This is a genomic window from Micromonospora sp. NPDC049799 (assembly GCF_040656655.1).
Classification (GTDB): Bacteria; Actinomycetota; Actinomycetes; order Mycobacteriales; family Micromonosporaceae; genus Micromonospora.
This window is the reverse complement of sequence record NZ_JBFAMU010000335.1, coordinates 1-5,510: the sequence shown is the minus strand read 5'-3', so window position 1 is coordinate 5,510 and position 5,510 is coordinate 1. Positions and strand designations below refer to the sequence as shown.

The 5,510-nt window shown below is 74.5% G+C and carries 6 protein-coding genes; 4 read left to right on the top strand and 2 right to left on the bottom strand.

Going from position 1 to position 5,510, the window contains the following annotated elements:
- Positions 1 to 123 precede the first annotated feature (123 nt).
- From AB0I76_RS21435 to AB0I76_RS21420, 4 genes are all read left to right on the top strand, one after another.
- Positions 124 to 558: a cytochrome P450 gene (locus tag AB0I76_RS21435; RefSeq protein WP_357038176.1), complete on the top strand. Its 435-nt coding sequence runs from the start codon at positions 124 to 126 to the stop codon at positions 556 to 558.
- Positions 555 to 1,388 carry an isocitrate lyase/phosphoenolpyruvate mutase family protein gene (locus tag AB0I76_RS21430; protein ID WP_357038173.1) on the top strand — a complete coding sequence of 278 codons (834 nt, stop codon included), beginning with the start codon at positions 555 to 557 and terminating at the stop codon, positions 1,386 to 1,388. Before AB0I76_RS21435 ends, AB0I76_RS21430 begins: the two co-directional genes overlap by 4 nt.
- A gap of 93 nt (positions 1,389 to 1,481) precedes the next feature.
- Positions 1,482 to 2,450, top strand: coding sequence for a DUF5715 family protein (locus AB0I76_RS21425; protein WP_357038170.1), 969 nt, complete (start codon positions 1,482 to 1,484; stop codon positions 2,448 to 2,450).
- Positions 2,451 to 2,454: 4 nt separating this feature from the next.
- A complete protein-coding gene (locus AB0I76_RS21420; protein ID WP_357038167.1) occupies positions 2,455 to 4,065 on the top strand; it encodes an asparagine synthase-related protein in 1,611 nt (536 codons plus the stop codon).
- Positions 4,066 to 4,162: 97 nt separating this feature from the next.
- On the opposite strand, the gene AB0I76_RS21415 is transcribed toward AB0I76_RS21420, so the two are convergent.
- Both AB0I76_RS21415 and AB0I76_RS21410 read right to left on the bottom strand, forming a co-directional pair.
- Positions 4,163 to 4,504 (bottom strand): transcriptional regulator, encoded by a 342-nt coding sequence (locus AB0I76_RS21415; protein ID WP_357038164.1) that lies wholly within the window; start codon positions 4,502 to 4,504, stop codon positions 4,163 to 4,165.
- Positions 4,501 to 5,223: a hypothetical protein gene (locus tag AB0I76_RS21410; protein WP_357038161.1), complete on the bottom strand. Its 723-nt coding sequence runs from the start codon at positions 5,221 to 5,223 to the stop codon at positions 4,501 to 4,503. The genes AB0I76_RS21415 and AB0I76_RS21410 overlap by 4 nt, the downstream gene beginning before the upstream one ends.
- Between the last annotated feature and the right edge of the window lie 287 nt (positions 5,224 to 5,510).

Here is a 5,510-nt window from a genome sequence, read left to right as displayed (position 1 = left end):
GCACGGCGCCGACGATCAGCGTGATGCGAGCCCAGAGCGGATCCTTGCGACGCTTGCGCTGGCGCTTCGACGGAGCGTCGGGCGTGCCGCCGGGGCCGGCACGGGCTGGCGCTGCCACCCGCCGTGTCGACCGCCGATCTGCTGGCCGAGGTGCTCCGGCTCGATCCGCCGGTGCGCGGCACCCGCCGGGTGGTCACGGCCGCGACGCGGATCGCCGGCCGCGACCTCGCCGTCGGCGATCCGGTGCTGCTGCGCTTCGACGCGGCGAACCGGGACCCGGTGGTCTTCGCCGACCCGGACCGCCTACGACCCGGACGGCCCGACGGCACCCTCACCTTCGGCGCCGGACCGCGCGGTTGCCCGGGTACGCGTCTCGCGTCGGCGCTGGCCGCCGGGGTGGTGTCGGTGCTGCGGAGCCGCTGCCGGCTGGTCCACGACCCGGGGGACCACGAACCGCACCCGCTGCTGCGGGTTCCGCGCCGCATCGACCTCGCCGTCCACGGACCGAGGTCGGGCTACGGGCCGCAGACCGGCAGGACCGTGGAGGTGCTCCGGTGACCGACCGCTACGCCGCCTTCCACGCCCTGCACCACGGCGACCGGCCGCTGCTGCTGCCGAACGCCTGGGACCACGCGAGCGCCGCCGCGTTCACCGCCCGTGGCCACCCGGCGGTCGGTACGACGAGTCTCGGCGTCGCCGCAGCCGCCGGCCTGCCCGACGCGGCCGGTGTCCTGCGCGCGGAGAACCTCCGCCTGGCCCGGCTGCTGCGCCCGCTGCCGGTGCTGCTGACCGTCGATGTGGAGGGTGGCTGCTCCGACGATCCGGCGGCCGTCGCGGACCTGGTCGCCGAACTGGCCGACCTGGGCGTGGTCGGCGTCAACATCGAGGACGGCCACCCCGACGGCGGGCTCGCCTCGCCGGAGCTGACGGCGGCGAAGGTGGCCGCGGTCCGGGCGGCCGTGCCGGGGCTGTTCGTCAACGCCCGCACCGACGCGTGGTGGCTCGCCGTTCCCGACCCGTTGCCGGAGGCACTGCGCCGGGCTCGCGCGTACCGGGACGCGGGAGCGGACGGCATCTTCGCGCCCGGCGTGCCGGACGCGGCCACGGTCGCCGCCGTCGTCGACGCGGTCGACGTGCCGGTGAACGTGCTCCATCGCCCCGGTGGACCCACCCTCGCCGAGCTGCGGAACCTCGGTGTGGCGCGGGTGAGCACCGGCTCGCTGCTCTACCGGGCCGCGCTGGGCGCCGCCCTGGCCGCCCTCGACGAGGCCGCGTCCGCTGCCGGCGCGGGTGCCGCCGATCCGCCCTCCTACGCGGAGGTGCAGCGCCTGAGCGGGCTGTCCGGTCGCGACCCGGGTGCCGCCCCTGGCGGCGTTCGGGGGAGATAGGAGGATTGTTCGGACTTCTCCCGGCTCGTGCGTTTACGGTGTCGTCAGGGCGATGCACCACCGTGACGTCGTGACGGGAGAGAGGACCCGACCATGCGAGTGCCCAGTCGAAGCCCGGGACAGCCGCCCGGTCCTCCTGTCTCCCCGGCGGCGCCGGCCCGCCGCCGGGCCCCCTCCGCCCTGCCCCGCCGGACCGCGGCCCCGGCGCCGGACCTCGACGCGTACCGGGCCGCCGTCGCCGACCTGCTGGTCGAGGTCGGTGCCCTGGCCGGAGCGCCCAGCACCGCCGCACGGCAGATGCTGGTGGACGACCGGCTGCGGGACCCGGCGATCGCCGCCGTCCTTGACGCCACCGCGCAGGGGCTCCTCGGGGCCCGGGAGACGCTGCTGCTGGAGATGGCCCGCTACCAGCCCAACGAGCGCAGCTCCGCGGCCGACCTGACGGCCCTCGTCCGGATCTACCTGCTCTCCCGGATCGACGTGATGTGGTGGCGGGACACCCCCACGTACCGCACCGACGGCCAGGTCAACGCCAGCACCGACCTGGTCGACCTGGAGTGGCTGCGCCGGCGCGACCTGCTGCGCTTCCGCTACACCGAGCAGCCCGCCACCGTACTCGGGCGCGGGCTGCGGGCGGTGGGCCGGCGGCTGCGCCCGGACGCCACCCCGCGTACCGCCGGGCTGATGTTCCGCCGGACCCGCCGGGAGGTCGTGGCGCTGCTCAACGACATCGGCCGGGAGTTCGCCGCCGCCACCGGACCCGGCATCCCGCCGCTGTGGGTGACCAGCCTCGTCCGCAGCGCCGAGCACCAGCACCGGCTGCGCCGGCTGGGGTACGCGGCGATGGTGCCCAGCGCGCACTGCCTCGGCTGGGCGGTGGACGTGGAGATGGCCTGGTTCACCCGGTTCGGTGCGCGGGACGTCCTCGCCGAGATTCTGCTCGCCCGCCAGCGGGCCGGCGAAGTCAACGTCGTCGACGAGGGGCAGGCGTGGCACCTGTGTGTCGCGCCGGCCGCCCGCAAGCGGCTGCGCGGGGCGTACGAAGCCGAGATGGGGGTCTGAGGGCATGTGCGGCATCGCGGTGAGCCTCGGGCCCGAGGCCGACCCGGTGGTCTTCCGTCGGATGCTCGCCACCCTGGCTCCCCGCGGCGAGGTCACCGAGACCCGGTACGAGACCGGCCTGCTGACCGGCGTACGCCGGTTGCGGGTGGTGGACCGCGACCGCGCGGTGCAGCCGTGGGTCTCCGACGACGAGCGCTGGCTGCTCTGCTACAACGGCGAGGTCTTCAACCACCACGAGCTGCGGGCGGAGCTGACCCGGCTCGGGCACCGGTTCCGCAGCGCCAGCGACACCGAGGTGGTGCTGGCCGCGTACCTGCGGTGGGGCGAGGACATGGTCACCCGCCTGCGCGGCGAGTACGCATTCGCGATCGTGGAGCGGGCCACCGGCCGGGCGTACCTGGTGCGTGACCCGCTCGGCGTCAAGCCGCTGTACTGGTCCCGCACCCCCGGCTGCCTGCACCTCGCCAGCGAGGTCAAGGCGCTGGTCGGGTACGGCGTGCCGGTCGCCGAGGTGCCGCCCGGCCACCACGGATGGGCCGAGGCGGACGGGCCGGTGCGGCTGCGCCCGTACGTCGACCTGCTCACCCTCGGCGCGGGGCTGCCGGTGGTGGACGACCCGGACGAGGCCGCCCTGCTCGTCCGTGCCGCCCTCACCGACAGCATCCGCATGCGGGTGGACACCGACCTCACCGTCGGGGTGATCCTGTCCGGAGGGCTGGACAGCTCGCTGGCCCTGCTGCACGTCAAGGAGATGCACCCGGACTGCGTGGCGGTCACCGTCGGTGTGCCGGACAGCCCCGACGTCGCGTACGCCCGGCGGCTGGCGCGGGACCTCCGTGTGCCCCACGAGGTGGTCGAGCTGCGCCCGCGCGACATCCGGCGGGCCGACGTCCGGGAGGCGATCCGGATCTCCGAGCTGACCGAGTACGGCGACATCATCAACGCCGTGGTCTCGGTTCCGCTCTTCCGGCGCCTCCACGAGTTGGGCGTGAAGGTGGTGCTCACCGGGGACGGGTCGGACGAGCTGTTCGGCGGCTACCCCATGTACCACCGGGTCGGCCCCGAGGCGTCCCGCCGGCTCTTCCTCCACAAGATCCGCAACCTCTGCCGTACGGAGTTGCAGCGGCTCGACCGGACCAGCATGGCGTACGGGGTGGAGGCCCGGGTGCCGTTCCTCGACCTCAGCGTGGTCGAGCTGGCGATGCGGCTCTCGCTCGGGCTGACGATGCGGGCCGGCCAGGAGAAGTGGATCGTCCGCCGGGCGTTCGCCGACGTGCTGCCCGACTACATCCGCCGCCGGCCGAAGAACCCGATGTCGTACTCCTCCGGCCTGCACGAGCGGGCCCGGCTCTACAAGCCGCTGTTCGCACGGCTGCACCGCTCGTTCGGCTACGACCTGCTCGAACCGGTGCGGCGCGACTTCGACAGCGTGCTCACCCGCTGCGGCAACGACCTGGACCGGGCGCTGGCCGCCGGCCGTACCCGACCGGACTACACGGTGCTGGAGCACGCCCGGGACCTGGTCGGCGCGGCGAAGTGGAACGCCGCACCGATGGTCCGCCGGCTGGTCGGTCCGCGCCGGACCGACGGCGACAACGCCCCACTACCCGGCTGACCGTCTCCCCGGTGCCCCGCAGTTTCACGGAAAGTGTGGCCACCCGGCGCGGAATGGCCACACTTTCCGTGAAAGAGGGCGCAGGTGGGGGGCGGGATCAGGAGGCGGGGTCGGGGGTGGTGGCGGCCCGGATGCGGGATACGAGTTGCTCCAGGGCGGCCACCTCGGCACGCAGCGCCGCGCGGCCCTGCCGCGTGAGCTTCAGCCAGGTGCACGGTCGGCGGCCCTCGTAGCCCTTGGTCACCTGGAGCAGCCCGGCGTCCTCGAGGATCCGCAGGTGCCGGTTGAGGTTGCCGTCGGTGAGACCCAACTCGTCGCGCAGCGTGGCGAAACGGCACTCGGGGATCTCGCTCAGCACGGTGAGGATGCCGAGCCGGACCCGCTGGTGCACGACGTCGTCCAGCGCCGTCGCGGGGTGCGGAGGCGGGGCGTCGCTCATGCCCGCCGGGCCGACCGGTACCGGGCCACGGCGACAGCGAGCAATGGCAGGGCCATCAGGACAAGATAGTGGCCCGGACGCCACCCGAGCTGGCCACCACCGCCTGAGCCGCCGATCATCCAGCTCGGCACGGTGCCCATCGGCCAGCTGGTGCAGAGCCAGACGGTCAACGCCAGGATCCAGACCCCGGCGGCGACCAGTGAGCGGCTGCGCTCCACCCACCCGAGGACGACGACCGTCACGGCGACCGGCAGCAGGGGGGTCAGCAGGCCGGGCCAGTTGGGGCCGGTGTCGGCGGTCAAGGTGTCGGGCGCGGGACCGGTGGGCACGGCGGCCAGCACCGCCAGCAGGGCCAGCACGCCGAGCCCGCCGGCGACGACCGCCTGCCACGGCACCCGGACACCGAGGCGGTCGGCCCGCCGTCGGTACCACAGGGCGATCACGGTGGACAGCAACGGGACGCCGAGGAACCAGAACAGGTACGACGCGACGGGCGAGCGTTGCTGGTCGGGCAGCCCGGCCCAGAACGGGTGCTCGGCCGTGATCGCGTACACCTGGGTGAAGGGCGCCGCGTAGAGCGCCGAACTGGCCAGCAGCAGCACCGCGACGCCGACGGCGGGCAGCCACGCGCCGCCCCGGGCCCGGCGGGCGCTGCGGTCGCGGAGCCGGTCGAGCTGGGCCAGTGTCCGTTCGGCCTCGGTGGTGGGGTCCGGCTCCATCGGCGTCTCCTCGCTTTGCGACGGCTTGTGCTTTGCATCGCAAAGCTTAAGCGCGTGGAGGCGCCCTCCACAAGGTCCGGTCGGTGCCACGCGTGCCGGGCGGTGGCCGGGGTACCACCCGGGCATGGCGGAACTGGACGCGATGGTGGTCGGTCAGGTGGCGCGGGACCTCGTCCTGGTGGTCGACGAGGTCCCCGACGGCGGAGGCAGCGCACCGGTGCGGCGGCGCCGCGAGATGCTGGGCGGCAAGGGCGCCAACCAGGCCGTCGGGCTGGCCCAGCTCGGCG

What these genes read in the sequence shown, in the direction of transcription:
- AB0I76_RS21410 (WP_357038161.1), bottom strand. Translation starts at nt 5,223, where the DNA reads ATGGAGCCGGACCCCACCACCGAGGCCGAACGGACACTGGCCCAGCTC.
- AB0I76_RS21425 (WP_357038170.1), top strand. Translation starts at nt 1,482, where the DNA reads ATGCGAGTGCCCAGTCGAAGCCCGGGACAGCCGCCCGGTCCTCCTGTC.
- AB0I76_RS21420 (WP_357038167.1), top strand. Translation starts at nt 2,455, where the DNA reads ATGTGCGGCATCGCGGTGAGCCTCGGGCCCGAGGCCGACCCGGTGGTC.
- AB0I76_RS21415 (WP_357038164.1), bottom strand. Translation starts at nt 4,504, where the DNA reads ATGAGCGACGCCCCGCCTCCGCACCCCGCGACGGCGCTGGACGACGTC.